At 49.0% G+C, this 26,113-nt stretch carries 24 protein-coding genes; 12 read left to right on the top strand and 12 right to left on the bottom strand.

All coding sequences use genetic code 11. The features are described 5' to 3' along the window. Window positions 1–294: 294 nt before the first annotated feature. On the bottom strand, window positions 295–735 hold the full coding sequence (locus LMG33818_RS02675; protein WP_442322172.1) for a GNAT family N-acetyltransferase: 441 nt from the start codon (window positions 733–735) through the stop codon (window positions 295–297). A gap of 732 nt (window positions 736–1,467) precedes the next feature. Here LMG33818_RS02675 and LMG33818_RS02680 point away from each other — a divergent pair. Both LMG33818_RS02680 and LMG33818_RS02685 read left to right on the top strand, forming a co-directional pair. Then, the gene (locus LMG33818_RS02680) at window positions 1,468–2,034 is read left to right on the top strand and encodes an isochorismatase family protein (protein ID WP_442321801.1); all 567 of its coding nucleotides are present in this window, start codon (window positions 1,468–1,470) and stop codon (window positions 2,032–2,034) included. A gap of 348 nt (window positions 2,035–2,382) precedes the next feature. Then, entirely contained in the window at window positions 2,383–2,589 is a 207-nt protein-coding gene (locus tag LMG33818_RS02685; protein ID WP_442321802.1) for a hypothetical protein, read from the top strand. Between the two features lie 9 nt (window positions 2,590–2,598). On the opposite strand, the gene LMG33818_RS02690 is transcribed toward LMG33818_RS02685, so the two are convergent. Further along, a complete protein-coding gene (locus LMG33818_RS02690) occupies window positions 2,599–2,850 on the bottom strand; it encodes a hypothetical protein (protein ID WP_442321803.1) in 252 nt (83 codons plus the stop codon). Between the two features lie 225 nt (window positions 2,851–3,075). Here LMG33818_RS02690 and LMG33818_RS02695 point away from each other — a divergent pair, with 225 nt between their 5' ends. Further along, window positions 3,076–3,993 carry an LD-carboxypeptidase gene (locus tag LMG33818_RS02695; RefSeq protein ID WP_442321804.1) on the top strand — a complete coding sequence of 306 codons (918 nt, stop codon included), beginning with the start codon at window positions 3,076–3,078 and terminating at the stop codon, window positions 3,991–3,993. A gap of 329 nt (window positions 3,994–4,322) precedes the next feature. Then, window positions 4,323–5,465, top strand: coding sequence for an FUSC family protein (locus LMG33818_RS02700; RefSeq protein WP_442321805.1), 1,143 nt, complete (start codon window positions 4,323–4,325; stop codon window positions 5,463–5,465). A gap of 326 nt (window positions 5,466–5,791) precedes the next feature. On the opposite strand, the gene LMG33818_RS02705 is transcribed toward LMG33818_RS02700, so the two are convergent. Further along, window positions 5,792–6,118: a hypothetical protein gene (locus LMG33818_RS02705; protein ID WP_442321806.1), complete on the bottom strand. Its 327-nt coding sequence runs from the start codon at window positions 6,116–6,118 to the stop codon at window positions 5,792–5,794. A 25-nt stretch (window positions 6,119–6,143) separates the two neighbouring features. Then, a complete protein-coding gene (locus LMG33818_RS02710) occupies window positions 6,144–6,422 on the bottom strand; it encodes an FAD assembly factor SdhE (protein WP_442321807.1) in 279 nt (92 codons plus the stop codon). 213 nt (window positions 6,423–6,635) lie between these two features. Between LMG33818_RS02710 and LMG33818_RS02715 the strand changes: the two genes are divergently transcribed. Together LMG33818_RS02715 and LMG33818_RS02720 are read left to right on the top strand one after the other, a co-directional pair. Next, window positions 6,636–6,932, top strand: a complete 297-nt coding sequence (locus LMG33818_RS02715) for an integration host factor subunit beta (protein ID WP_442321808.1) — start codon at window positions 6,636–6,638, stop codon at window positions 6,930–6,932. A 190-nt stretch (window positions 6,933–7,122) separates the two neighbouring features. Then, window positions 7,123–7,455, top strand: coding sequence for a lipopolysaccharide assembly protein LapA domain-containing protein (locus LMG33818_RS02720; protein ID WP_442321809.1), 333 nt, complete (start codon window positions 7,123–7,125; stop codon window positions 7,453–7,455). A gap of 258 nt (window positions 7,456–7,713) precedes the next feature. On the opposite strand, the gene pyrF is transcribed toward LMG33818_RS02720, so the two are convergent. Continuing rightward, window positions 7,714–8,412, bottom strand: coding sequence for an orotidine-5'-phosphate decarboxylase (gene pyrF / locus LMG33818_RS02725; protein ID WP_442321810.1), 699 nt, complete (start codon window positions 8,410–8,412; stop codon window positions 7,714–7,716). Between the two features lie 601 nt (window positions 8,413–9,013). Here pyrF and LMG33818_RS02730 point away from each other — a divergent pair. From LMG33818_RS02730 to groL, 4 genes are all read left to right on the top strand, one after another. Further along, window positions 9,014–9,403, top strand: a complete 390-nt coding sequence (locus LMG33818_RS02730; protein WP_442321811.1) for a ComEA family DNA-binding protein — start codon at window positions 9,014–9,016, stop codon at window positions 9,401–9,403. A gap of 119 nt (window positions 9,404–9,522) precedes the next feature. After that, window positions 9,523–9,993: an FxsA family protein gene (locus LMG33818_RS02735; RefSeq protein WP_442321812.1), complete on the top strand. Its 471-nt coding sequence runs from the start codon at window positions 9,523–9,525 to the stop codon at window positions 9,991–9,993. A 334-nt stretch (window positions 9,994–10,327) separates the two neighbouring features. Continuing rightward, window positions 10,328–10,621 carry a co-chaperone GroES gene (locus LMG33818_RS02740; RefSeq protein WP_442321813.1) on the top strand — a complete coding sequence of 98 codons (294 nt, stop codon included), beginning with the start codon at window positions 10,328–10,330 and terminating at the stop codon, window positions 10,619–10,621. 97 nt (window positions 10,622–10,718) lie between these two features. After that, window positions 10,719–12,356: a chaperonin GroEL gene (gene groL / locus LMG33818_RS02745; RefSeq protein WP_442321814.1), complete on the top strand. Its 1,638-nt coding sequence runs from the start codon at window positions 10,719–10,721 to the stop codon at window positions 12,354–12,356. Window positions 12,357–12,534: 178 nt separating this feature from the next. Here the strand turns inward: groL and LMG33818_RS02750 are convergent, their stop codons facing one another. Then, on the bottom strand, window positions 12,535–13,218 hold the full coding sequence (locus tag LMG33818_RS02750) for a hypothetical protein (protein ID WP_442321815.1): 684 nt from the start codon (window positions 13,216–13,218) through the stop codon (window positions 12,535–12,537). A 293-nt stretch (window positions 13,219–13,511) separates the two neighbouring features. Here LMG33818_RS02750 and LMG33818_RS02755 point away from each other — a divergent pair, with 293 nt between their 5' ends. Then, on the top strand, window positions 13,512–14,255 hold the full coding sequence (locus LMG33818_RS02755; RefSeq protein WP_442321816.1) for an RNA methyltransferase: 744 nt from the start codon (window positions 13,512–13,514) through the stop codon (window positions 14,253–14,255). A 135-nt stretch (window positions 14,256–14,390) separates the two neighbouring features. Here the strand turns inward: LMG33818_RS02755 and rpsA are convergent, their stop codons facing one another. From rpsA to gyrA, 6 genes are all read right to left on the bottom strand, one after another. Next, a complete protein-coding gene (rpsA, locus tag LMG33818_RS02760) occupies window positions 14,391–16,067 on the bottom strand; it encodes a 30S ribosomal protein S1 (protein ID WP_442321817.1) in 1,677 nt (558 codons plus the stop codon). A 234-nt stretch (window positions 16,068–16,301) separates the two neighbouring features. After that, window positions 16,302–16,979, bottom strand: a complete 678-nt coding sequence (cmk, locus tag LMG33818_RS02765) for a (d)CMP kinase (RefSeq protein ID WP_442321818.1) — start codon at window positions 16,977–16,979, stop codon at window positions 16,302–16,304. After that, window positions 16,976–19,213, bottom strand: a complete 2,238-nt coding sequence (locus tag LMG33818_RS02770) for a bifunctional prephenate dehydrogenase/3-phosphoshikimate 1-carboxyvinyltransferase (protein ID WP_442321819.1) — start codon at window positions 19,211–19,213, stop codon at window positions 16,976–16,978. The genes cmk and LMG33818_RS02770 overlap by 4 nt, the downstream gene beginning before the upstream one ends. 16 nt (window positions 19,214–19,229) lie before the next feature. Further along, on the bottom strand, window positions 19,230–20,363 hold the full coding sequence (gene pheA / locus LMG33818_RS02775) for a prephenate dehydratase (protein ID WP_442321820.1): 1,134 nt from the start codon (window positions 20,361–20,363) through the stop codon (window positions 19,230–19,232). Window positions 20,364–20,524: 161 nt separating this feature from the next. After that, window positions 20,525–21,604 (bottom strand): 3-phosphoserine/phosphohydroxythreonine transaminase, encoded by a 1,080-nt coding sequence (serC, locus tag LMG33818_RS02780; RefSeq protein WP_442321821.1) that lies wholly within the window; start codon window positions 21,602–21,604, stop codon window positions 20,525–20,527. A gap of 436 nt (window positions 21,605–22,040) precedes the next feature. Further along, window positions 22,041–24,851 carry a DNA gyrase subunit A gene (gene gyrA / locus LMG33818_RS02785; protein WP_442321822.1) on the bottom strand — a complete coding sequence of 937 codons (2,811 nt, stop codon included), beginning with the start codon at window positions 24,849–24,851 and terminating at the stop codon, window positions 22,041–22,043. A gap of 312 nt (window positions 24,852–25,163) precedes the next feature. Here gyrA and LMG33818_RS02790 point away from each other — a divergent pair, with 312 nt between their 5' ends. Next, window positions 25,164–26,096, top strand: a complete 933-nt coding sequence (locus LMG33818_RS02790; protein ID WP_442321823.1) for a recombination-associated protein RdgC — start codon at window positions 25,164–25,166, stop codon at window positions 26,094–26,096. Window positions 26,097–26,113 lie beyond the last annotated feature (17 nt).

Genomic DNA, 26,113 nt, shown 5'->3' on the forward strand with positions numbered 1-26,113 from the left:
TTCCATCAATACGAATAGTGACGTAATCGAAGCCCTTGAAGACTTCTCTATCTGACCGTCTGATAGCAATTCGGTATATCTTCTTTTGTTTGCTTCCACCATAACTCAGTGTGGCTATCATTTTGATTCTCGCAGTTAGGGTATGTGATACAGATCATAGCAAAAGGCAGGGGGTATTTTATCCCCGTGAACAGCTAGTCATATTGCACTTATTCAATCCGCTAAATAAACCAAGTTATCCGGTAAACGGGAAGCAAATTTCTCGGATTTAGTATATAGAAACATAACAAACTTTTACCGCTGATATTTAATAAATGGCGCTAGATTCACTATGTTGTCAAATAAGCGGCGCGCTGTATGATTGAATGCTTGCGTCATCCAATAAACAAAAGGTGTTCCATTCATATCAGCCGCTTCATATACAGCTTTTCTCAACGCAGTCGCGACACCCTTGCCGCTTGATTCGGGTATAACAAAAAGATCCTGCAGATAGCATACCTTTTCAATCCGCCAGTGGTGGGGATGATAAATGATATGGACCAGACCTATGAGCCTTTCCTCTTCTTCATCTACGAATGCTTGTTGATCCGTAACATGAGGGTCAAGGTATCGGCCAAAAGTCGTGGTATATACGGCTTCTGGAACAGTGGTGGAATAAAAATCCAGATAAGCCGTCCACAATGCATGCCATTCACTATAATCACGCATCATCAATCGGCGTATTTGATATACCATCACAGACACTCTCCTTACGCTTTCTTCTTATTTCTACCCTAAAAATCAACGTAGGAAGAGCCAATTTGTCACTATTTCATGACACCAGTGCAGATACATGGGCATTTAAAGCCTGAACACAAAAGGCATATCGTGAATATTTCAGACAATGGCTAACAAAGATATTTCCTAATAAAACAATAGCTTACATGCTATAAAAAGATACCCGAGGAACAGAGTAAATAAGAAAAACACTTCTTCAGGAACTAATCCGTGATTCAAGACTCTTAAAAAGTGATCCCTTGCAATGATCCTTATTTTGATACCCCGGCTTTGGCCGGGTATTTTTTTGCGTGGTTAATCATCATCATATCCCTTTCCCAATTTCCCTTTCACATAGTAAATGGAGTTCCTCCTTTTCATCCATCTCGCCACAACGTGACCGATGGTTCCTTTCTATAAATACCCTTCAAGTGCTCGTCTAAAAGTCAGCTAACACCGTACTGTGGTACCTCATATCAGTAATTTTAAGTTTAAATTAGGAAATTTTTACTTCTTCCCGCCGATAACATCTATGCCCAAGGTGCTGTATCAAACAGAGTCTTGTTATCTGAAAGAGTCTGGAATGGAGGGATAGAGCAGAATTTCTGTTTGTTCCCGACAAAAAATTGATTACAGGCATCCCGGATGGGGCACTTTTTGAAGGTATTCCATGAAACAGGCCTGAAATCAGGCTGAATAGAGGTAATTGAAATGACCAAGGCATTGATCGTAATCGGTATGCAGCAACATGTTTTGAATCGTATTCAGGGCGGAGCGGACTACAAGCACCACAAGGCAATGGCAAATGCGCCAAGAATCATTGAAGCATTCCGCGAAGCCTCGTTGGACGTTATCCATGTACTTCATGAAGACAAGGCTCCTCATTTGCCACTGCATGTCGATGCCGAGGGTTACCCTCCCATTCAGGACACCATGGCAGAGGATCAGGAGCATGTCTTTGTAAAACACACTGCGTCCATTTTCTCTTCGACAGCGATTAACCAGCTGCTAAAAGAAAAGGGAATATCCGAACTGTTCCTCATTGGTTCAGATCTGCACTCCTCCATCCTGCACACTGTCCCCACTGCCATGGATATGGAATACAAGGTAGATGTGGTATCGGATGCTGTGATTGGCTTTGGTTTCCATGATCGTGGTATCTCTGCTGATATGGCTTATGGCATTGCGTTGTCCTGCATTGAAGCAGATGGCGGTCATATCATTGATACCGAAACCCTGCTGGAAACAATGGCAGCCAATGAGGGTCAGGAAAACTGATCAAACATCAGTCTTTGTCAAATAGTGATACATGAGTTACGACGAGGTGTATGGATTCACCTGACGTAATTTATTAATAGACTTCCGTGCAGGAGGGTGCCCATTAAGCACCACCTGCACTGGACAATACTTTTTGAAAACAACAGGATACACTGGAAGTAATTGAAGGATAACATCCCGATGTCATTATCCCTGGTATGTCGGTGCCCGGTATGATGCCTTCAATGTAATAAGACCAGGCAGCCGCGTAGGCAGTATCGTTATATTGGCGGTGCTATTGGTTCAACACGTTATTGCAAACCTGAAATCAATCATTATCCATTAACCGTCATTTTTAGCGGATGCCCCATGTCCCTGACACATTTTTATTACACTCTTGGAATGCTAATGGTAATTGTGCCGTTGGCGGCTACTTTCGCTATTTTAGTATTGTCGGTAATACAACAGATTCGGTTAAAACGTCCCCTACAGGGACGCCCTCTTCTTCTGTTGTGTCTTGTTGCGTTAATTCCCGCCTTGGGAGGAATTGCATTACTACGCTTTGCTGCCAGTTAAACAGAATTTTTATGCATCTGAAGAAGTAGCCTCGGGTGCTTCTGGCGTTTGTGATACCTGTTCGATCATGTGCTCCAGCTCGAAAAAGCCGTTACGAAAAGGGGCGTTTTCAGGCATTTCGGCAGTTTGTCGGAGGCATTCTCGAACCCGCAATTTGATTTCATTGCTCTCTTGTCCCAAAAGCTCAAGTAGAGAAACAAACCCGACCTGAAGAGCTGCAATGCGGGCACTGTCCGTTGTATCGTAATCCTGTGTACTCATTTTATGTTCACCAAACGCTTCATGAATATACGGAAGATTATCAGAAAGTGAGGCTTCTTGTACGCTAAAGGATGTGGCACAAGGGTAGACATCGCACCAGGTAGCATACAGTGTGATTATGAGTAGCTGAGCAGGCTTGTACTCAACAGCCAGGCAAATTTATAAATCCATTCCATCTACAGAATGGACACATGTCATACGTTATTACCCAGGATATGAACACATATGATGCCGTCTTTATGGAAAACACCAAAAACTGTAGCGCTTGTTTCTCCAGCAGGAGCAACACCGCCAGAAAAATTGCAGAAAACGCTACACCGGCTTGAACAACTTGGGGTCAGCGCATTTCCATCGGCACATGTGGGCGCCCGTAAACGTCGTTATTTGGCGGGCAGTATCGAAGATCGATTGGAAGATCTTTATACGGCCTTCGAACGGGATGATATAGATGCCGTCTGGTGTGTACGGGGTGGATATGGCTCCGCACAATTGATTTCACACATCGATTGGCAGCGCTTGTCACGTGCAAAGGATATTCCCCTTATCGGCTATTCGGATATTACAGCGCTATTGATTGCATTTCATAAACATGGGTTGAAAGCCATACATGGCCCCGTTGCCAATGAAGTCAACAAACTGGATTTTGAGCTTTCCGATGAAGCACTGGTTCAGTCGGAGGGTTGGCAATCACTGGCTTCAGTGGGGGAAGTGCTGAATCAGCACCAGGGTATCTTGCCAACTCGAGACTCACTGAAGATCACCACACCCACTCCCCTATTGGGAGGTAATCTAACCGTACTCGCCAGCCTATGTGGGACTCAAGGAGCGCTACAGCCCTCTTCAGACTATTTTCTTCTGATTGAAGATGTTAACGAAGCTTTTTATCACTTGGAACGATCTTTCTTTCAACTTATCGAAAGCCTGGATAAATCCTTGATCAAGGGTATTGGCTTGGGGGAATTCGTGGGCTGTGATGATCCTGACAAGTCGCTGACCATCAAGGATCTCTTTGCGGATTGGATAAAGGGTGCGCATATCCCCATGTTTGAGGGGCTACCTATAGGTCATGGGCAACGTAACCACGCTTGGCACTATGGTGCTTTCGGGACGATTGAACAAAACATGCTGCGATGGATGTCATGATCTGAATGCACATCGCAACATAGCGTTGATCCGGAAGATATTACCAATAAGCGTATGATTGTTTTCCTCGGAAGAGATTTTCAGGCCACGAGTGCTCGGATGCATGGCTAGAAAAATACGTTGCTATAAGAAGCTCGGCAGGAAAAGGCATACATGTACATCCTCTCATGACAAAGGGATGCACGGCATACAAATGAGGGTGGATAATAAAACGAGAGTCATGATACTAAAGTATGATAAATTGTATGCTCGGTAGGCTCCGCGCTTACCAATGGTTATATTCAGCCTTTCATGTGCACTGATCATCCAATCTTAGACACTGTGAACCCATGCGTCTGATATCCGCGCTTCGAGACCCTTACTTTATTCATTTACACCGCCAGCGCATTCATGTGCTTCGCTCAATTGTGTCCCTGGGGCTCATTTTCCTGATCATTGGAGTGCTGGGCATTCCCCATGGTAGTTGGGCACTGATCAGTGCATTGATGGTAATGGGGACGCTACCTCACGTAGGGGGTGTCGTCATCAAGGGAGCACAACGTTTGCTCGGTACCATATTAGGTGCCATATATGGCCTGTTGTTACTCTCCCTGCCTATCCATTCACTGATTATCAGTGATCTGATGACCCTAGCGGGTATTGCATGGGCCTTGTACGCCACCTTCCGGACACGATACGGGTATAGCGCGCTTGTTTTCGGTATTACCATTCTAATGGTCGTCGGGGACGGTAACCCCGAACTTTCCACCGGTTTATGGCGTTCAATTAACGTTATTTTTGGAACGACCACCGCTATCGTGGTGACGCTGGTTATTCTTCCTCAAAAATCTACCGATGTATTCCGCTTCCTGCTATCTGACAATCTCGACAAGATAAATCGTCTTTATAATGCCAATATTACCGCGGATCATTTGGATGAGGTGTTGAAGCAGAATCTGACGAAGACTATCAGTGCGCAATATATCAAGCAGTTGGGACTGGTAGAGGCTGTCAATCAGGAAAAAAGAATAAGCCGAGCCGTGTTGATGCAAGTGATCGGTATTGAGCGCCAGATGATTTCCACAACAGAACTGCTATTGGATACGCACTGGGATACTCGGGAAGGGAATCGGCTTATCGAGGGGTTGGAAGGACTGAATGAAGAACAGCATCGATTAAGTACTGAAATAGGGACACTCGCCTACCAACTACGAACGGGCCAGACCATTGATTTGGAGATTGCCCGTTTTTCCCTTCAACAGTATGCGGAAAAAGCCATGAATGCGCATGCCAAGGATGGACGCTGGCTATTCAGCCCGAGCGGCTACCTCTGGTTGAACCATGAGCTAGCACTTCAAACGCAAAAAATGATCGCTATTCTGGGAGATATTCAACGCCTACCCAGCCGCCGTTTGAGGCAAAAAGCCGAGCATGAATCCCTCATCAGTGACATTCTTCGCATTGAACACAAAAAACCGGATGATCCGGATTAGAAGCACGGCGGCAGTTCCCCCAATACCGCCGTTGGATAGCCCATGGCTTCACCTGAATGGCTTCATCACTATACTTCTCCACTATTTTCTTCACTCAAGAACAAGGCGTTAAAAGATACTATGGAGCAAGACACAATCCCATCAGGATAGGCCATATTCCTTTTCGGAGGCATATTCAACGCTTGAAAGGTTCACATCGACTTATACATATGAGTGGGTATCTGCCATGTTGGGCTAGCCGCATGGGGCATCACTATACTCGCTAGCGCACCATGGCGTTTACAAGGCAAATAGATAATTGACCGATGCCCTGCTTTTGATGGGCATCACCTAAGCTCAGTACCCATCAGTGCACGGCGAAGCATCCATAACGTTTGGGCATCCGCACTATCGGGCCATACCCAGTAATTTTTTACGCCGCTGTTTTTGCTTCCCAGCCTCATGCCAACAATGCCTGGCGCCAAACGAAATGCCGATACATTGATCGCATTTTGGTCCGCGTCATACCAACAATCAGATATTGCATCCCACCATAGCGCAGGAATACGGGTACGCCCGTCCATCCAAACAAAAGGAAGAACAGCTGCCAATACCAGTACGCCCCATTCGATACCTGCCAACAGAACAGTACACACAAGGATAACTGCGGCCATTAGGATGTGCGCACAAAGGGCACTATTAGACCGGACGAACGTTAACTTCGTCACGATAGCGTGCATACTCGATGATTTGATTTGCAATGGGCTGTAAAGAGGGATCAACTACGGGTTCCCTACGCATCAACCATCCGAAAAGATCCTGATCTTCGAAATCAATCAAACGTTGATAAGCCTGTTGGGAAGCATCATCCAACTGACTAAAACGGTTATCAAAAAACGGCATCAGCATCATGTCGAGTTCCCACATACCTCGGCGCGAATGCCAGCGTAATCGGCTGTGTGCACGTTCGTCCATCATATCCAGATTCCTTCATTTCCAATGTGTTTCAATAGGTATATCGGCCTCTATACTGATCTTTTTACTACAATTTCAACATTATGGGCTAATCGATTGTTTTTTAAATAATTGTTTTTCTTAGACAGCACCGCTATGCTGAGGTAAGACAATCAATGCTGTACAACAAATAAACAGAAGGTTTTCACGAATTAGCCTCGCTTGGAGATCCTTGTAATGACGAAGTCCGAGTTGATTGAGCAGATTGCTGCGCAGCACCCCAATTTATCATTGCGTGACGTAGAAACAGCGGTACGTCTGATTCTTGATGATATCACTGAAACACTGTCGAGCGGTGGGCGCGTTGAAATCCGGGGGTTTGGAAGTTTCTCCCTTCACTACCGCGAACCACGCATTGGTCGGAACCCTAAAACCGGCGATACTGTCTCATTGGAAGGCAAATTTGTTCCACATTTCAAACCCGGTAAAGAATTGCGAGAACAGGTAAACGAGAGTCGTGCTTTGGGATATTGAGCCTTTTGGATTGATTTCAGCCTATCAAATTTGTTGCATAATGATGGTACACTGCTGATATTCAAGACCGTTCTCATGCTATACGGTCATAGAGGATGCACAAGAATTGGCATCATTCGTGTTGGCGGCATTGTGTGAAGCATGAATTCCACCACCGTCACTTCATATTGCCCTTAGGATATTGTCACTCATGCGCTTGATCAAAGGACTGTTCTCCATTGTCGTGGCCATCATTGTACTGGTTATCGGCATTCTGTTTGTCATTCGTAATCAGGAAACCGTGCCTCTGGATGTTATCTGGACGAAGCTACCGGCGGCCTCCCTCGCCCTTTGGTTACTCGCCTGTCTGGTGATTGGTGTCATTATTGGCATGCTGGCCATGAGCGGCCTTTATATCCGCCTACGTGCCCGCATTCACCGTGCCAATAAGGAGATCAAGCACAAACAGTCAGAAATTGATCAACTCAAGGCCAATGACTCCAGGCAGGTTCAGCCAGCCCCAAATGAAGGCGTTCAACGCTGAAATACGTGTCGGACATTGTGCCAAATCCGTTTGGATAAAAGCGGGTAATCAGGTAGTAAAAAAGCGCTGATGCATTTCAGCGCTTTTTTTATGTGATTTGTCAGGAAGACGAGAATAAAGCCAAACGTCGCTCGCACATAATGGGCAGCTAATATAATGCAAAGTGTCTGCTTACTCCCCAAGGAGGCGCTACTGAAACACATGCTACCCATTTAAAAAGATGAAAGCGTTATCACTATCTTCCTTTTACATTACCGATTAAAGCCAGGGGCTAATTTCATCCAGAATAGCATCCAGAGCCTCCCGAGGGTTCTCTGCCTGAGTCACTGGCCGACCGATTACCAAGTGGGTACTCCCGTCTCGAAGTGCCTGGCTGGGAGTAGTAATTCTCTGCTGGTCATCTGCAGTGGCAAAAGCCGGCCGTATACCCGGAGTCACTTTCAGGAATTCATCACCACACACTTGCCTTACACGTTTCGCTTCACGCGCTGAACATACGACGCCTTCCATACCAGAGGATTGAGCCAATTGGGAAAGCTTTTCTACCTCTTCATCCAGCGTCGGTGTAATGCCCACTTCATCCAGCTCACTTCCCGCCAGACTGGTCAACACAGTAACGGCAATCAGGTGAGTATCGAACTGATGTTTGGAAATCACACGGGCGGCAGCTTCCATCATCCGACGACCACCCAGGGCATGAACATTCAGCATCCAGACGCCTTGGTCAGCTGCTGCATCAACAGCATTCGCCACCGTGTTTGGAATATCATGAAATTTCAGATCCAGAAACACTTCAAAACCACGGTTGTGCAGTGCTCTCAGAACCAGTGGTCCTTCCCGGGTAAATAGCTCTTTGCCCACCTTGACCCTACACTTGGTCGGGTCCAACAAATCAGCAGTCGCCAGCGCCTCATCCAGCGTAGGGTAATCCAGCGCAATAATTAGCGGTGTGTGCATACATGTTCCTTGAGACTATTATGTTCTCTCTATTATTTCATAAATCAGTGAGTTAGCAGATAAAAATCAACAAATTGGCAAAAAGCCCGTTTACCTTCCCCTATAACACATCATGATTTTGCCCGCCTACGTCCACTTTACAGAACGCTGCCGCATTTTATCCAGCGTTCTTCCGCTCCACGTTTGTTTTGCTCCCACCCCCGCCATGGAGAAATCAAGTTCGGCAGCGGCTATATCCACATTTTTGCAGGTTCGGCTACATCCACTTCTATATTTATATTCGTTTATATTCATATCGCTATCTGCGACTACGTCTGCAAATACCTTTGCAACGGCGACTCGGGGCACTGAAGCGCCGGTGCGAGCCGAGCATACTGCATCTCCAATGGGTTAAAAGAGAATGCCATTTTAATAGAGCAAGTTTATGCATTGCTTAAGATGGCGCGATCGTGGCGAAAATAACATTCAAAAAAAGAAGTCGTCGGCCGAAAACATCCATGTTTTAAAAATCTTCATGTTTAAAACCACTGGGGTTCCACACCATTACGTAGCCGTTAAAACACGTTGAAAATCAATTTTAGATAACCCGGAGGGTAAAGACATGCTGGACGTTCCATCCATGTGCCCATGGTGGCGTGTATCTGCACATCATTGGCAGCAGAAGTGTAATCAACGACTGCACAAAGGCATCATCGTATTATTACTGGCCTTGATACCTTTTCATATCGAAGGTGCACAAGCAAAAGCCACAGAATTATCGCCATTGGCAACGGAGCCTCCATATATTGGGCAGACATTAATCAGCGTCAATAGCGCGTCTCTGGAGGAGTTGATGAGATTGCCTGGGATAGGTAGAACCCGTGCGCACGCGATTATCGATGAACGTAATCAGCATGGGCCTTTCATCGATTCATCGGATCTTGAAAGGGTAAAAGGCATAGGCCGTGCTACAGCAGAGAAACTCAAGGGCAAAATATCCTTTAACCGTTGAAATAGCCTTCAACCCCTGACAAGTTGAACGCTGGCCCAAACTTTTTTTATTTGGCACATTGAAATTTTCGACAGGTGTTACAATCTAACCTACTCATATTGTTTACCGTGGAAATCTCCATGCCTATTTTTATATTGTTTGTACTGTATGTTTTAGCCGATCTGATCGCCCTGCTTCTACTGGGGCATCTGGTCGGTGTACTCCCCACACTCCTGCTTATTCTTGTTACCGGTATTGCAGGTATCAGGTTGATCAAGACAGAGGGGGTTCATGCCTTGCGAAAGGTTCAGATCAGCATGATGCAGGGCCAAGTTAATAAACGTGAGCTATTGCTGGGCAGCTCATCAGTGATCTCCGGTTTTCTTCTGTTTCTTCCCGGGCCAATCAGTGACCTGCTGGGATTGATCTGCCTGATCCCCATGCTGAATCGCAAGGTACGCAAGGATGATGTTGAACCTTACCACCCCGGATTCGATCCCAATGCGCGGACATTTGATAGTTCAGCGACAAGGGATGAAAACCATACTTCACGTGAAGGTACGACGATTGAAGGGGAAGTCATTGAGCACGATACCCCTGACCGCCGTTGATGGGGCGTATAACCAAGAAATGAAACATGTAAGAAGTAGACGACAAAAACGCCAGCATGCTGTTCATACTGGCGTTTTTGCCCCCTGCTCATCAGATATCAATAGATCCGAAAATAAGCCAAAAAAATTTGGCTTGAAGCCCTTGAAAACCTTCCGTACGACTCCATATAGAAAGTACAAATGGCAACATGACTGATCATGGGCAATATGCCCATTCCACTGGCCGACCAACCGGCGGGTGGCGCTCATAGCTAGCAACATAAACCAAGTAATCAATGAAATTTTCATTTTCGATAAATTTCAGGAACGAAGAAATCTCAGGAGAGAATCAGCAATGAAAATTCGTCCCTTGCACGAACGTGTCGTCGTTCGTCGTCTGGAGCAGGAACAAAAGACAGCGGGCGGCATTGTTTTGCCCGGAAACGCTCAGGAAAAGCCGACACATGGTGAAATCCTGGCCGTGGGTAACGGTCGTATTCTCGAGAACGGCGACGTTCGTCCTCTCGATGTCAAAGTTGGCGACAAGGTGATCTTCAAGGAAGGTTTCGGCGTCGAAAAACAGAAAATTGATGGTGAAGAAGTCCTGATCATGAGTGAATCCGACATTCTCGGTGTGCTCGAAGCGTAACAGGCAAGCCAGGCCACATCCTATCGTGTCGTGGCCCCTTCACGCTTGATAACTTCTTGAAATACTCATATCAGATTCACTAGAGGTATTGCTAAAAATGGCAGGCAAACAGATTAAATTCGGTGACGACGCACGCAAACAAATGGCGCGTGGTGTCAACATTCTGGCTGACGCAGTTAAAACCACGCTGGGCCCTAAAGGTCGTAACGTGGTACTGGACAAATCCTTTGGTGCTCCTACTGTCACCAAGGATGGTGTTTCTGTCGCCAAGGAAATCGAACTGAAAGACAAGTTCGAAAACATGGGCGCGCAGATGGTGAAGGAAGTGGCTTCCAAAACCTCTGATGTTGCAGGTGACGGTACCACTACCGCAACCGTTCTTGCCCAGGCAATCGTGAATGAAGGCCTGAAAGGCGTTATCGCCGGCATGAACCCCATGGATCTGAAACGCGGTATCGATAAAGCAATCGCTGCCGCTGTTGAAGAAGTCAAGAAACTGGCTGTTCCTACCAAGGACTCCAAGGCGATCGCTCAGGTAGGTACTATCTCTGCGAATGGTGATTCCACTATCGGCTCTATCATTGCGGAAGCAATGGAAAAAGTCGGCAAGGAAGGCGTTATCACTGTTGATGAAGGCCGTGGTTTCGAAGACGAGCTTGAAGTTGTTGAAGGTATGCAGTTTGACCGCGGCTACCTATCGCCCTACTTCGTCACCAATCAGGACACTATGTCTGTCGAACTTGAAGATCCCTACATTCTTCTGGTTGACAAGAAAATCTCCAATATCCGTGAGCTTCTCCCGGTATTGGAAGGTGTTGCCAAAGCAGGTAAACCACTGGTTATCATCGCGGAAGACATCGAAGGCGAAGCACTGGCGACCCTCGTTGTTAACAACATGCGTGGTATCGTCAAGGTAGCCGCTGCCAAGGCACCTGGTTTCGGTGACCGCCGTAAAGCCATGCTGCAGGATATCGCTATCCTGACAGGCGGCACGGTAATTTCCGAAGAAGTCGGCCTTTCTCTGGAACAGGCGACTGTTGAAAATCTGGGTAATGCTCGTCGTGTGACCATGAGCAAGGAAAATACCACTGTCATCGATGGTTCTGGTGTTGAGGCAGACATCGAAGCACGTGTTAGCCAGATCCGTGCTCAGATCGAAGAAACCTCTTCCGATTACGATCGTGAAAAACTTCAGGAACGTGTTGCCAAACTGGCGGGTGGTGTTGCCGTAATCCGTGTGGGCGCAGCCACTGAAGTCGAGATGAAAGAGAAGAAAGCACGTGTTGAAGATGCGCTGCACTCTACTCGCGCTGCTGTTGAAGAAGGTGTCGTACCTGGTGGCGGTACTGCCCTGATTCGTGCGCTGACCAAACTTGTCGACCTCAAAGGCGACAACGAAGATCAGACTCACGGTATCCAGCTGGCACTGCGTGCTTTCGAAGCACCTCTACGTCAGATCGTTACCAACGCGGGTGAAGAAGCTTCTGTCATCGTTAACCAGGTCAAGGCGGGTGAAGGTAACTACGGTTACAACGCGGCTACTGGTGAGTTCGGCGATTTGCTGGAAGCCGGTGTTGTTGACCCCGCTAAAGTCACCCGTACTGCACTTCAGTCTGCTGGCTCTATCGGTGGTCTGATGATCACCACTGAAGCTATGGTGACTGACGATCCTGAAGAACAGGCTCCTGCTGCACCTGACATGGGCGGCATGGGTGGAATGGGCGGCATGATGTAATCATCATACGCACTATTATCTTCATCTGATAATATCAGGTGAGTAAATAAAGCCCTCCTTGGTACTCCAGGGAGGGCTTTTTATATAGGTCTCATATAATCAAATATATTATTAATAAAAATGCTGAAATGAACATACGAATAGCGTAAGCGTAATATATCCAATCCAGAGAATTGTATTATTCACCACCATGAAGATCATCCAATGCTGGCACGCGGATATGCTCTGTCACTTCATTTTCACGTGTTGAAAACACCCAAATACCAAAGTCCTTTGTCGTATGAATCGTGATGATATTCCCCTTCATTGCAATATCACCCACAGAACGGTCACCCAACGGAATTTCGCTTAACCGTGTTATTAGACACCGCGGTCGATCATTGGTGAATGTTTGATGAGTAGCATCATATTTAAAACCTCTGCTCTTTTCGAATGTGACCAGTAACAGGTTTTCAAATTCACCGGTACCGCCACCGCCATCCGAGGTATAGAGGGCATAAACATTATCCGCCGTTTTTCCAAGTAACATATAAGAGTTATAAGGGGGCGCCATACACCCTCCATTATCTTCAGTACATGAATCATCTTCATATGTCACAGTAGGAGCAGGATCAAATTTTGTTACTCCTGAGGCTTTATAGTCCCCAAAATACCGATTGGTCCCCATGGATTCAGGTAGATTGATCGAAACGATCTGTTCTCCATTATCACTTTCCCATGTTTCCAAATCTGCAATAATCATCGGGCTGATAAAAGGCTTGTGCGTAAATGAATAACCGCAGGTAGATGAATCATCTGCCCATGTATTATAAGCCGCGGAAACCCCCAGTATGATCGTTACCACTGAGAAGAATTTTTTCATTGGATAACACGCCCAGTTTAATAGCTATTATTGGATGACATCGCCCTCACCTGCTGTATTCATTCTTTATCCAGCAGTGATTCCAGATTCACATTTTTATAATAATGGGAGAACAGGTTTTCCGGAGAGCGCACTCAATGATATATCCTTAAAACATGTAAACCTGATGCAAAAATAAATGGTATTCTAACCATCTTTTATGTTGTACACGCCGCTGAAGATATCCGTGCAATAATTCCAGCTGTACACTACGATTTACCCTACTTGCTCCCCCCATCTTATCTATTGTTTTTATGGCACATACGACTTCTTTGCTTTCACATATTCGAATTGTTCTCGTACACACCTTTCATCCGGGCAATATTGGTGCCTCAGCGCGTGCTATGCGCACAATGGGAATTAAAGACCTACGCCTGATCAATCCACGCGACTTCCCTTCTGAAGAAGCCAGTAAAATGGCAGCGGGTGCCTCCAGCGATGTATTGGACAATGCCAAGACCTATTCTCACCTGAGCGAAGCCATCAAAGGCTGCTCACTTGTTATCGGTGCCAGTGCACGCTTGCGTGAATTAGCACTCCCTTGTTTCGATAAGGGTGAGTCCATGGCCAATGCAGTCATAAAAGAAGCTGCCACAGGGGGAGATATTGCACTCGTTTTCGGACGTGAACGCTTTGGTCTGACCAATGAAGAAATCGCACTTTGCACGCATCAGCTGAGCTTTCCTACTGATCCTGAATACGGCATCCTCAACCTGGCACAAGCCGTACAGATCGCCTGCTATGATGTCAGGACGGCCTGGCAAAAAATGGATACTACCGCACTAACACAAGCGTCTGATGGGGAAAAACATCCGGATGTTCAGCAGTTGGAATACTTCGATGCTCTTTTACATGACCGATTGACTAAAAGTGGTTTTCTTAATCAACCCCATGCGCGTACTGAAGAACGTTTACGCGCTCTCTTCCGCAGAGCAGAGCCTAATCAGCGAGAGCTGTCGATATTGATTGGAATGGTCAAGGCGCTGTCCGGAGAATAATGTGGACGGTGATAAGCAAGTGAGAGCGCCAGCTATAATAGCCAAGATACAAAAAAGCCCCGCTCGCCATAATGGCTGCGGGGCTTTTTCATTACAGGAAGCAATCAATCATGAGTGCTTCCTGTTAGCCGGAGATTACTCCTGACCGAGCTGCTGTTTGATCAGGTCACCAATAGTGGTAGGACCTTCAGACTCAGGCTCTTCGTTACGCAAATCTTTCATTGCGCGACGAGTATCAGCCTGATCTTTCGCACGAATAGAGATGTTGATCAAACGATTCTTGCGATCAACACCAACGATGCGACCTTCAACAGTATCACCTACGTTCAAGGCTGTACGCGCATCTTCAACGCGCTCATCAGAGATTTCTGATGCTTTCAGTACAGCAACGACGTCAGTTGCCAGCTCAACAAGTGCTTCCTTGGCATCAACTTCAGTTACGCGACCAGTAACGAGCGCGCCCTTGTCGTTAACCGCCAGGAATTCGGAAACCGGATCGTTTTCGAGCTGTTTGATACCAAGGGAGATACGCTCACGCTCAGGATCAATTGACAGGATAACGGCTTCAGCTTCATCACCTTTCTTATAGTGACGAACTGCTTCTTCGCCAGTCTCAGACCAGGAGATGTCAGACAGGTGAACCAAACCGTCGATGCCACCTTTCAGGCCAATGAAGATACCGAAGTCAGTGATTGACTTGATGGTACCGGAAACGCGGTCACCCTTGTTGTAGTTGGAGCTGAACTCTTCCCAGGGGTTAGCAGTTGTCTGCTTGATACCCAGAGAGATACGACGACGATCTTCGTCGATATCCAGAACCATCACTTTAACGTCTTCACCTACCTGTACAACCTTGGAAGGATGGATGTTTTTGTTGGTCCAGTCCATTTCGGAGACGTGTACCAGACCTTCAACACCCTCTTCCAGCTCGGCGAAGCAGCCGTAGTCGGTAAGATTAGTGATTTTGGCGTTAACGACAGTGTTTTCCGGATAACGTGCCTTGATGTTGATCCACGGATCTTCACCCAGCTGTTTCAGGCCAAGAGAAACACGGTTGCGCTCGCGGTCGAACTTGAGCACTTTAACGTTGATTTCATCACCAACAGAGACGATTTCGGAAGGATGCTTGATGCGTTTCCAAGCCATGTCCGTAATGTGCAACAGGCCATCAACACCACCGAGGTCGACGAACGCGCCGTAATCGGTAAGGTTCTTGACGATACCTTTAACCTGCTGACCTTCCTGCAGGGTAGCCAGCAGTGCTTCACGCTCAGCGCTGTTCTCGGCTTCGAGAACGGCACGACGGGAAACGACAACGTTGTTGCGTTTTGCGTCCAGCTTGATGACCTTGAAGTCAAGTTCCTTGTTTTCAAGGTGAGTCGTATCGCGGACGGGACGCACATCTACCAGTGAACCTGGCAGGAATGCGCGGATGGAATTTACGTCAACAGTAAAGCCACCCTTGACCTTGCCGTTGATCACGCCTTTGACGATTTCTTCATCTTCGAAGGCTTTCTCGAGTTCTTTCCACGCCTCAGCGCGTTTCGCTTTTTCGCGAGACAGGCGAGTTTCACCGAAGCCATCTTCTACGGCTTCCAGCGCAACGCTTACTTCGTCACCAACCTTAACAGTCAGCTCGCCAGCATCATTCTTGAACTGAGCAGCGGGAATCTGGCCTTCGGATTTAAGACCAGCATTTACGGTGATCCAGTCACCATCAACGTCAACGATAGTCGCGGTGACAATCGCACCCGGTTCCATGTTGATATCATTAAGGGACTGTTCAAACAGATCTGCAAAGCTTTCGCTCATGTTATTCCTACGTGATCTACGTTAATCGGCAAAATCGCCGCGATCTCCATACCACCAGCAAGTATGGGCCAATATAATGCGCTTCAAAGGCGTTAACGCTGGTTCGATGAAATTTGCCTTGCCTGATTGAATAACGGCAAATCTGCATCATGACGCGAGAATGAAGCACCCTGAAAACAGGTTAAAGCCAAAGAACCCCCTCCCCACAGTAGGGAAAAAGGTGATCCTTCCGGCCTAAAACAGGTTTTTTTCAGCAGCAAGGGAACGAATATGTGCCACAACTGCCTCAATCGACAACGCTGTACTATCAATCGTGATGGCATCCTCGGCAGGCCTTAGCGGCGATACCGAGCGCTCCTGATCACGTTTGTCACGGGCGTTGATCTCTTCTAAAAGGTCATTTATGTTAGCAGACATCCCTTTGTCAAGCAACTGGGCATAACGCCTTTGCGCGCGTTCTTCGGCACTGGCTGTCAGGAATATCTTGAGTGGCGCATCCTCGAATACCACTGTGCCCATATCACGACCATCCGCGATCAGACCGGGCGGCTTGAGAAAATCACGCTGGCGCTTAAGCAGTGCTTGGCGCACAGCGGGATGCGCAGCCACAATCGACGCATTGGCGCCCACCTCTTCCGTACGAATGGCATCGGTCACGACATCACCATTCAACTCGATCCGAGGCTGGCCCTCTGTCACTAGAAACTCCACTGGCAACGTTTGTGCCAGTGCGGCAACACCTGCTTCATCTTCGAAGGGGACACGGTGACGCTGTGCGGCCAGCGCGGTGAGGCGATAGAGTGCACCGGAATCCAGCAAATGCCAGCCCAGGCCCTCACACAGCAAGGCGGATACTGTCCCTTTTCCAGCCCCACCGGGGCCATCGATCGTGATAACAGGTGCTTTACTCATAGGGTTTCGCTCTCCACATGCATGCCGACCTGATTCGCCAGTGCTTCAAAGTTGGGGAAAGAGGTCGCCACGTTGGCACAGTTATCAATCAGAATATCACCCGAAGCACGCAAGGCAGCAACGGTGAACGCCATCGCAATACGGTGATCCCCAAGGCTATCCACTTCACCGCCTCCATAAGGACCGGCAATGATATCGATTCCGTCTTCATGAACGGTATTTTCAACACCCAATGCCGTCAAACCATTAGCCATGGCCAGAATACGGTCGGACTCTTTTACGCGTAATTCAGCAGCGCCACGCAATCGGGTCGTCCCCTCTGCATTGGCAGCCGCAATAAAGAGAACAGGGAATTCATCAATGGCCAAGGGCACCTGATCTTCAGGAATATCAATACCTTTCAATGGCGCATAACGCACATGCAAGTCCGCAACCGGCTCGCCACCCACTTCATGTTCGTTTTCAATTCGAATATTCGCACCCATCTGTTGCAGAATATTGATTACGCCTACGCGGGTCGGGTTAATGCCAACATGCTCCAGCACCAGATCTGACCCCGGAGTGATAGAAGCAGCAACAAGGAAGAAGGCTGCCGAGGAGATATCCGCTGGCACATCAATATTCGTCCCTACCAGCTTGCCGCCCCCTTTCAGGCACGCCACAGCACCCTCACGCGTTACTGGATAGCCAAAGCCCTGCAACATACGCTCCGTGTGGTCACGCGTCGGTGCAGGTTCTGTGACTCGGGTTTCCCCTCGCGCATAGAGACCGGCCAACAATAGGCAGGACTTCACCTGCGCACTGGCCATAGGGAGTGTGTAATCGATCCCTTCGAGCGACTGACCGCCATGAATATTCAGCGGAGGCCGACCGCCTTCAGCAGTCTCAATATTCGCTCCCATCAGGCGCAGTGGGTCGGCTACACGGTTCATTGGGCGCTTGCTCAGGGATTCATCACCGGTGAGCTCCGTATCGAAGGCCTGACCGGCGAGTAGACCACTGAATAGTCGCATGCCTGTACCGGAATTGCCCAGATAGAGCGCGCTGGTCGGCTTCCGCAGCCCATGCAGGCCAACACCATGGATCGTTACCTCGCCACTGTTAGGGCCTTCTATTGTCACCCCCATATCGCGGAATGCCTGCAAAGTAGCCAGGCTATCTTCACCTTCCAGAAACCCTTCGACATGGGTAGTACCTTCTGCAATCGCACCGAGCATAATGGAACGATGAGAGATGGACTTGTCGCCAGGAACACGGATTTTACCCACCACTTGCCCGCCATGGGCAGCCTTGAAACGAATGTTGCGTGGTTCCATAGAATGATAACTCGCTTGAAAACTGGAACGATTAAGTAACGATTGAAAATATTGCCGTGCATGCTGCGCACGTGAAAACGTGGTGACCATCGCATCGGCATCGCCCTGCTCGATCATCCGGCGCATGGCTTTGGCGCCCTGCTCAAATTCATCAAAGGCATGAAGCAAGGCGTCCTTGTTGGTCAGGAAGATATCCCGCCACATAATCGGGTCAGAGGCAGCAATACGTGTAAAATCACGGAAGCCACCTGCGGCATAACGAAAGATTTCGAGACGCTCATCCTGTTGTGCCAGCGTATCCACCAGCGAAAATGCCAGCATATGGGGTAGATGACTGGTGCGTGCCAGTACCTCATCATGACACTTTACCCCAAGGGTAAGGATTTCTGCCCCTACCTTTTCCCACACTGCACTGACTTGCATGATGGCATCTGGGGACGTCTGTTCTTCAGGCGTCAGAATCACTTTACGCCCGCGATAAAGGTCAGGCCGAGACGCAGCCACTCCACTACGCTCGGCACCAGCAATTGGATGGCCGGGCACAAACCATGGGGGCATGTCGCCCATTGCGGCGATTACCGCATCCTGGACAGCACACTTCACACTGGCAACGTCTGTCACCACAAAGGGGGTATTTCGCTGCTGTAAAACGGGGGCCATTTCTCGCATGACGGTCCCTATGGCCTGAACAGGGACCGCCAGCACAATCAGCTCAGCCGTACGTGCTATTTGATCAACATCCACTGCTTCATCAATGACGCCCAGAGCAAGTGCCTGTTTGAGCTCCCCCGGTTTTAGATCATAGCCCAGTACCTGCCCTTGCCATCCAGCCTCTTTCAGGCCAGAGACCAGCGAACCACCAATCAGTCCAACACCGATCAATCCAATCGTAGTCGGTAAAAGCGCCTCTTCCGCCATTACAATACACCTGCCATTACAGCACACCTACCGGATAGGAACCCAGTAGTTTCATGTCAGAGGCTTTCTGGCGTACGTCCTCAAGTGCCTCAGCGATTGTCGGGTCGTCACGATGCCCTTTCAAATCGATAAAGAAGACATAATTCCAGACACCGTTGCGGGAAGGGCGTGTCTCCAGCCGCGTCATGTCAACAGAATAGCGCTCCAACGGCTCAATCAGTGCATAAAGCGCACCGGGTTGGTTACGCATGGACACCACAATCGATGTTTTGTCATCGCCACTGGGGGGAACATCGCTATTGGCGATAATCAGAAAGCGCGTGGAGTTATCCGGTTTGTCTTCAATTTTCTCAAAAAGAATATTCAACCCGTAATGCTTGGCGGCCATATCACCTGCAATGGCGGCACTATGCCACTCCCCCTTGACCATGCGAGCCGCTTCCGCATTGGACGCGACCGCAACACGCTCGGCCATCGGGAAGTGGGTATCCAGCCACTGACGACACTGTGCCAAAGATTGTGGGTGGGAATAGATACGTGAGATTTTCTCGGGCCGGGTATTTTCGCCCACCATCAGGTTGTGATGGATACGTAACACCACTTCACCACAGATTTTGATATTGGACTGAATAAAGGAATCCAGCGTGTGATTGACGACCCCTTCCGTAGAGTTTTCAACCGGCACAACACCATAATCGACCGAACCGGCCTCAACCTCACGAAAGACATCATCGATGGATGGCATCGGCGATGTTTTGGCAGAATCCCCAAAATGCTTGTATGCAGCCTGTTGTGTGAAGGTCGCTTCAGGCCCCAGAAAAGCAACACGAATGGGACGCTCAAGGGCCAGACATGCAGACATGACTTCGCGAAACAGACGCGCAATTTCTTCATCCGGCAATGGACCCTTGTTCAATGCCATGATGCGACGCAGTACCTGCGCTTCACGCTCGGGGCGATAAAAAACGGCCTCAGGATCTTCCTTAAGCTTCACTTTACCTACTTGCTGGGCGCATTGTGCACGAGCGCTGATCAGCGCAATCAGTTCGGCGTCAATTTGGTCAATGCGCTCACGGAGCAGAGGCAAGTCTTCCAGCTCACCTATGCCCTCACTTAACGTTGTCACATGCGGCTTGTTTTTATCTGCCATCAGGGAAAATCCATCATGCCTGTCAATTAATCTGTCGTTACCACAACTGTATTCTTATCGATGTTTCCAAAGCGTACTGTATGCTGCTAACGAGCAATACACATCGGATGTGCTGCCAGTCACTTACTGATAAATACGCTACTATCAAACTGTACCGATACTTACCCGTTGCGTTGGGCGAAATCCTGCATGAAGTCAATCAATGCATTCACACCCTCTTCCGGCATGGCATTGTAGATACTGGCGCGCATACCACCGACGCTACGGTGACCGTTGAGTGTCAGCAAACCCGCTTTTTTCGACTCCTCGAGGAAAGCACTATTCAATGCTTCATCCTTTAGGCGGAAAGGGATGTTCATGATCGAACGGCTTCCCACCTCGATCGGGTTGGTGTAAAAATCACTTTCGTCTATGGCAGCATACAGTTTGGCAGCCTTGCGACGATTGACTTTTTCGATAGCAGCGACACCGCCCTGTTCCAGCAGCCACTCGAACACGAGACCACAGAGGTACCAGGCATAGGTGGGGGGGGTGTTGAGCATGGAGTCTTTCTTCGCCATCACCTGATAGTTCAGCATGGTGGGCACGGGCTCGACCGCCTGTTCCAACAGGTCTTCACGAATAATCACGACCGTCAGGCCAGCGGGGCCGATATTCTTCTGTGCACCTGCATAAATGATACCGTACTGGCTCACGTCCACTTCATGCCCAAGAATGGAGGATGACATGTCACTTACCAACGGGACATCCACCTCAGGCAGTTCATGGTAAGCCACTCCACCGATCGTTTCATTATCAGTCATGTGCAGATAGGTGGCATCACTGGTCAGTGACAAATGCCTGATATCAGGTACACGGCGATATCCTTCTTCCGCTGTAGACGCAATGATCTGTGCCTTGCCTAGACGGTTCGCTTCATCAAACGCCTTGACCGACCATACACCACTATCCAGATAGTTGCCTGTACCGCCTTTACCGAGCAGATTCAGCGGAACAGCAGAAAACTGGGAGGTTGCGCCCCCCTGCATGAACAATACGCGATAATGATCAGGAATATTCATCAGCGTACGAAGGTTACGTTCGGCACGCTGTGCAATTTCAACGAAATCCTTGCCACGGTGGCTCATTTCCATGACGGAAAGCCCCTTGCCGTTATAATCCACAAGTTCATCACGGGCGCGCTCCAGTACGGGGAGCGGAAGAGTAGCGGGACCAGAGCAGAAATTGAAATATCGTGGCATGAGAGGAGCTTACCTTATTATCCTGATTGAACCTGAACTGACTTTAGATCTGAACTGATCAGGCCTGAACTGACCCGACCTGCTCTTGTATAATCCAAGCTGACTGGACCTGTAACAGGCAGCGTGAAAAACATCGCATATGACCCCACATAAACCTCATGTCGTGGAGGAGAAACGACGCAGAGTGGCTAAAGAGGCGACGCTGCATCGGCTCCCCATGCATGTGAGCATAATACCGTTGTCATTCACCTGATCCATGAAACAAATCACTCTTTTTCATGAAGAGTAGAAAATCATATAACAGGAAAAAGAATCAGCGCCATATAAATGTGGCGCGATTCGATAACATGTGTAGTTTCGATAAATAGTAACGATGGATTGGCGCTGTTCACCCTGAGACCCAGCAGCCACTCAAGGATCCACAGCGCCAAGACACCTAGTCTTCGTCATCCCCGGATACGTCAGTGCCATCCTCTTCAGAAGCATTGCTTTCAGAAACATCGCTTTCAGAAGCATTGGCATTTGCCTCGGAAGCAGCATCAGCGTCGGCACCAGATTCTGGAATGTCTACTTCAACACTTTCCTCTTCAGCACCTTCCACACTATCCGCAGCATCTCCAGCAATCGCTTCTTCATCAAGACGCACGGTAGCCACGAGCGTTTCACCCTCAGCCGTCTTGATGAGACGTACACCTTGCGTATTACGCGAGCTACAGGACACTTCTTCCACGCGGGTACGTACCAAAGTTCCGCGATCCGTAATCAACATCATTTCATCTGCATCAGAAACCTGAATGGCGGCAACAAGATCACCATTACGCGCGGTCGTCTGCATCGCAATAACACCCTGACCACCACGACCACGCAGTGGGAACTCTTCAAGGCGAGTACGTTTACCATAGCCATTTTGGGAAGATGTCAGGATGTAGATCTGCTCATCCGTTACCTCTTCCACCGCAACGGCTTCTTCAACACCTTCGCCCTCTTCCACTTCAATATCGGCCGCCGCATCGATAACTTTAGTGCGCGGAATGATCAGACTGATCACTTTTGAGTCATCCAGCAGGCGCATACCGCGGACACCTCTTGCCGTACGCCCCATTGAGCGCACAACTGTTTCATCGAAACGAATGGCCTTGCCGTTGGACGATACGAGAATGGCGTGGTCATTACCGTGTGTAATGGCGGCTCCTACCAACTGATCGCCTTCATCCAGATCCAGCGCGATCAGGCCGGCTGAACGTGGGCGGGAGAACTGATCCAGTGATGTACGCTTGACCGTTCCGTTGGCGGTAGCAAAGAAGATAAAGCTGTCGTCACGGTACTCTTTGACCGGCAGAATCGCCGTTACCCACTCGCCTTCATCCAGATTGATCAGATTGACCAGCGGACGCCCGCGCGCACCACGGCTCGCCACTGGCACTTCGTAGACTTTCAGCCAATACACTTTGCCGCGATCAGAGAACAGCAACACGGTGTCATGCGTTGAGGCCACCAGCAGATGCTCGATGACATCTTCATCCTTCATGGTGGTCGCCGATTTACCACGACCACCACGTTTTTGTGCCTGATAATCTGACAATGGCTGTGATTTTGCGTATCCGGTGCGGGAGATCGTGACGACCATCTCTTCAGGCGCAATCAAATCTTCGACCGTCAGGTCACGACGGCTTACCTGAATTTCGGTGCGGCGTTCATCATTATATTGTTCGCGAATCTGGTTGAGCTCACTGCGAATAACATCCATCAGCAGCTCGGGCGAGGCCAGAATAGCGGAAAGCTCAGCAATTTTTTCCAGGATTTCGTTGTAATCGGACAGCAGCTTTTCGGTTTCGAGGCCTGTCAGGCGATGCAGGCGCAAGTCAAGAATAGCCTGTGCCTGCTGTTCGGTAAGGCGATACTCCTTGCGGTCCTCACTTAAACCATAGCCTTCACCCACATCTTCCGGCTGGCAACTGAAGGCACCTGCGCGCTCCAGCATGTCAATGACCTGCCCGGGGCGCCAGCTACGATCCAGCAAACGCTCACGAGCATGCTGTGCACTGCTGGAGGCGCGGATCAGCTCGATCACTTCATCAATATTGGAGATGGCAACCGTCAAGCCTTCCAATACGTGGCCACGTTCTTTCGCTTTATTAAGCTCATACAGGGTACGGCGAGTGACCACTTCGCGACGGTGGCGCAGGAAGGCTTCCAGCACTTCCTTGAGGTTCAGCGTGCGGGGTTGACCATTATCCAGCGCAACAATATTGATACCGAACACGTTTTCGAGCTGAGTCTGCGCAAACAGATTATTGATCACGACATCGCCGGACTCGCCACGCTTGGTCTCGATCACGACACGCAAGCCGTCCTTGTCGGATTCGTCACGCAGCTCGGCAATGCCCTCGATGCGTTTTTCCTTGACCAGCTCGGCGATTTTTTCGATCAAGCGTGCCTTGTTCACCTGATAGGGCAATTCAGTGATGATGATGTGATCGCGACCGCTCTTGTCATCGTGTTCAACCGTATGACGGGCACGGATATAGATACGACCACGCCCCGTACGATAGGCTTCAACGATACCCGCACGCCCATTGATGATGCCGGACGTCGGGAAATCCGGGCCGGGGATGTACTCCATGAGATCATCAATGGTGAGATCACGATTGTCGATCAATGCCAGACTGGCGTCGATCACCTCCCCCATATTATGAGGCGGCACGTTGGTAGCCATCCCTACCGCGATACCGGCAGCCCCATTCACCAGCAAATTGGGCACTTTGGTGGGCAGGACTTCAGGGATCTGCTGGGTGCCGTCGTAGTTATCGACCCAGTCCACGGTATCCTTGTCGAGATCAGCCAGCAGCTCATGAGCCAGACGCGCCATGCGCACCTCGGTGTAACGCATCGCCGCAGCGCTATCGCCATCGATGGAACCGAAGTTACCCTGCCCGTCGATCAACGGGTAGCGCATGGAGAAATCCTGTGCCAGGCGCACGATCGTATCGTAAACGGCGCTATCACCATGAGGGTGATATTTACCGATGACGTCCCCCACTACGCGGGCAGACTTGAGATAAGAGCGATTCCATGCGTTGTTCAGCTCATTCTGAGCAAAAAGAACACGGCGGTGAACCGGTTTGAGACCATCACGTACATCAGGCAGCGCGCGGCCGATAATGACGCTCATGGCATAGTCGAGGTAGGACTGCTTGAGCTCATCCTCAATATTGACTGGCAGAATCTCTCTGGCGATATCACCCATGGAGCAAAAATCCCGATCTGATCTAGACAAACGTTGCTTGTATTACCTGACGCCTACGTTGCGCTCCATCAAATGAAAACCGTGAAGAGCACTCCCGAAGAGGCGGAACATCAACCACAAACACTGGCGGAAAGAACATTCAGGCAACTTGTTGAAAAGGGAATAAAGTATACCATATCTCGATTCGAGCTACCCCCTATAAATCGACTATAAAGTGTAAATCCAGGTAACAAACAGGATTACTTTAAGCGTCAACTGGAATCACACGCCGCATTTCGCCATAATACGCCGACTTTTCAGATGGACAGAGTTATGTGGTTCAAGCATTTACACCTTTTTCGATTACATCAGCAGCCGACTCTTGATACGGATGCACTGGAAACACTTCTGGGTGAACACCGCTTCATACCGGTAGGTAAACATGAAGCGCGGCGCGTTGGTTTCAGCGCACCGGCTGGTCGCCATAGTGAACAACTTGTGCATGAAATCATGGGGCATCGTCTGCTTCGCTTGCGTCGTCAGGAGCGTATTTTGCCCACAACCGTCGTGAATGACGAGCTGGAAGAGCGCTGCGAAGCCTACGAAGCGGCACATGGCACCCCCCCTGCACGCCGTGAAAAGCAGGCTATGAAGGAAAAGATTGTCGAAGAGCTTTTGCCACAGGCCTTTACTCGTCATTCTCATGTAGACATCTGGTGGGATATCGAAAACGCATTGATCGGCGTGGCCAATTCCAGTCGCAAGCGTTGTGAAGAAGTACTGGATCAGTTGCGCGAGGCATTGGGGTCACTCAAGGTTACACCGTTGGCAACCCGTCAGCCTGTCAGCCGTTCGATGACACAATGGTTGAAAGAGCCCTCCTCACGGCCGGATAATCTTGAGATCGGGATTGATGTAGAATTAAGGGGTGAAGATGACAGTGTGCTGAGAGCACGCGCTATCGACCCGGAAAGTGATGAAATCCAGAGTGCACTGGCGTCCGGCCGATTGGTCAGCAAACTGTCACTGGCGGTGGAAGGCGAGCTTGCGTTCACACTACTGGATGACCTGGCCATCAAAAACATCAAATTCGATGATCGTTTGATCGAAGATGCCGATGAAGACACACAGGACGGTGATGCACTGGTTCGCATGGAAACTGAATTTGCGCTGATGTCATCCACCCTAAGCACTTTTACCCGTCAATTGCTGACATGGCTGGGCGGCGAGGCAACACCGGGCAGTGCCCCCTGGGATCAGGCATAGTACTTCGCAACAGTACT

Source organism: Cernens ardua, assembly GCF_051251085.1.
Lineage (GTDB): Bacteria > Pseudomonadota > Gammaproteobacteria > Pseudomonadales > Halomonadaceae > Cernens > Cernens ardua.

Coding starts and splice junctions, on each gene's coding strand:
- LMG33818_RS02675 (WP_442322172.1), bottom strand. CDS start 735: ATGGTATATCAAATACGCCGATTGATGATGCGTGATTATAGTGAATGG.
- LMG33818_RS02680 (WP_442321801.1), top strand. CDS start 1,468: ATGACCAAGGCATTGATCGTAATCGGTATGCAGCAACATGTTTTGAAT.
- LMG33818_RS02685 (WP_442321802.1), top strand. CDS start 2,383: ATGTCCCTGACACATTTTTATTACACTCTTGGAATGCTAATGGTAATT.
- LMG33818_RS02690 (WP_442321803.1), bottom strand. CDS start 2,850: ATGAGTACACAGGATTACGATACAACGGACAGTGCCCGCATTGCAGCT.
- LMG33818_RS02695 (WP_442321804.1), top strand. CDS start 3,076: ATGATGCCGTCTTTATGGAAAACACCAAAAACTGTAGCGCTTGTTTCT.
- LMG33818_RS02700 (WP_442321805.1), top strand. CDS start 4,323: ATGCGTCTGATATCCGCGCTTCGAGACCCTTACTTTATTCATTTACAC.
- LMG33818_RS02705 (WP_442321806.1), bottom strand. CDS start 6,118: ATGGCCGCAGTTATCCTTGTGTGTACTGTTCTGTTGGCAGGTATCGAA.
- LMG33818_RS02710 (WP_442321807.1), bottom strand. CDS start 6,422: ATGATGGACGAACGTGCACACAGCCGATTACGCTGGCATTCGCGCCGA.
- LMG33818_RS02715 (WP_442321808.1), top strand. CDS start 6,636: ATGACGAAGTCCGAGTTGATTGAGCAGATTGCTGCGCAGCACCCCAAT.
- LMG33818_RS02720 (WP_442321809.1), top strand. CDS start 7,123: ATGCGCTTGATCAAAGGACTGTTCTCCATTGTCGTGGCCATCATTGTA.
- pyrF (WP_442321810.1), bottom strand. CDS start 8,412: ATGCACACACCGCTAATTATTGCGCTGGATTACCCTACGCTGGATGAG.
- LMG33818_RS02730 (WP_442321811.1), top strand. CDS start 9,014: ATGCTGGACGTTCCATCCATGTGCCCATGGTGGCGTGTATCTGCACAT.
- LMG33818_RS02735 (WP_442321812.1), top strand. CDS start 9,523: ATGCCTATTTTTATATTGTTTGTACTGTATGTTTTAGCCGATCTGATC.
- LMG33818_RS02740 (WP_442321813.1), top strand. CDS start 10,328: ATGAAAATTCGTCCCTTGCACGAACGTGTCGTCGTTCGTCGTCTGGAG.
- groL (WP_442321814.1), top strand. CDS start 10,719: ATGGCAGGCAAACAGATTAAATTCGGTGACGACGCACGCAAACAAATG.
- LMG33818_RS02750 (WP_442321815.1), bottom strand. CDS start 13,218: ATGAAAAAATTCTTCTCAGTGGTAACGATCATACTGGGGGTTTCCGCG.
- LMG33818_RS02755 (WP_442321816.1), top strand. CDS start 13,512: ATGGCACATACGACTTCTTTGCTTTCACATATTCGAATTGTTCTCGTA.
- rpsA (WP_442321817.1), bottom strand. CDS start 16,067: ATGAGCGAAAGCTTTGCAGATCTGTTTGAACAGTCCCTTAATGATATC.
- cmk (WP_442321818.1), bottom strand. CDS start 16,979: ATGAGTAAAGCACCTGTTATCACGATCGATGGCCCCGGTGGGGCTGGA.
- LMG33818_RS02770 (WP_442321819.1), bottom strand. CDS start 19,213: ATGGCGGAAGAGGCGCTTTTACCGACTACGATTGGATTGATCGGTGTT.
- pheA (WP_442321820.1), bottom strand. CDS start 20,363: ATGGCAGATAAAAACAAGCCGCATGTGACAACGTTAAGTGAGGGCATA.
- serC (WP_442321821.1), bottom strand. CDS start 21,604: ATGCCACGATATTTCAATTTCTGCTCTGGTCCCGCTACTCTTCCGCTC.
- gyrA (WP_442321822.1), bottom strand. CDS start 24,851: ATGGGTGATATCGCCAGAGAGATTCTGCCAGTCAATATTGAGGATGAG.
- LMG33818_RS02790 (WP_442321823.1), top strand. CDS start 25,164: ATGTGGTTCAAGCATTTACACCTTTTTCGATTACATCAGCAGCCGACT.